This is a genomic window from Halomonas urmiana, from assembly GCF_005780185.1.
Lineage (GTDB): Bacteria > Pseudomonadota > Gammaproteobacteria > Pseudomonadales > Halomonadaceae > Halomonas > Halomonas urmiana.
In genome coordinates this window covers 1-873 of sequence record NZ_VBUI01000077.1, presented here as the reverse complement: position 1 = coordinate 873, position 873 = coordinate 1, and the positions used below count along the sequence as shown (strand labels likewise).

The 873-nt window shown below is 63.9% G+C and carries 1 protein-coding gene; it reads left to right on the top strand.

Annotated features, from left to right (window positions below):
* On the top strand, nucleotides 1–843 hold an 843-nt coding region (locus FEI13_RS18820; RefSeq protein WP_138183019.1), incomplete at its 5' end, for an IS3 family transposase.
* Nucleotides 844–873: the final 30 nt, after the last annotated feature.

Below are 873 nucleotides of genomic sequence, written 5' to 3'. Positions count from 1 at the left end.
CAGTTCATCGAGTCGGAGAAGGCCACCTATCCCGTGGCCGTGTTGTGTCGGGTCATGCAGGTCAGCCGGAGTGGTTTCTATGCCTGGCGGCAGCGTGGCCCTGATGACTATCGTCAGGCCCTTCACCGTGAGGTCAGAGAGATCCATCACCGGAAGCGCGGCAGCTACGGCAGCCGCCGCATGGCCGGAGAGCTGCGACGCCGCGGCTACGAGGTCGGCCGTTACCAGGCCCGTAGGCTGATGCGGGAAGCCGGCGTAGAGGCAAAGCAGCGGCGCCGCTGGCGTCATACAACCGACAGTGAGCACAGCCTGCCGGTGGCGCCCAACCTGCTGAACCGCCAGTTCTCGGTGGCGACACCGAACCAGGCCTGGGTGGCCGATATCACGGCGATCTGGACGCTTGAGGGCTGGCTCTATCTGGCGGCGGTGCTCGACCTCCACGACCGGCAGCTGGTGGGCTGGGCAATGGCGGATCACATGCGCACGCAGTTGGTACTGGACGCCCTGGAGATGGCCGTGGGACGCCGGCAGCCCAAGAGCGGGGTGATCCATCACAGCGACCGCGGCAGCCAGTACGCGTCACATGACTACCGATCCACGCTGGATCGGCACGGGTTCCAGGCCTCGATGAGCCGGAAGGGGAACTGCTGGGACAATGCTGTCATGGAGCGCTTCTTCGGCTCACTGAAAAGCGAGTGGCTGGCTGGCCAGCGATACTGGAGCCGACAGGCTGCACGCCGGGACGTGATCGAATACATCGAGATGGAGTACAACAGCTGCCGGCTCCACTCAACCCTAGGCTACCAGACGCCGAGGGAGATTGAATTGGCAGCTGCGGCTTGAAAATGTGTCCGCTCTGACTTGACCAGAACA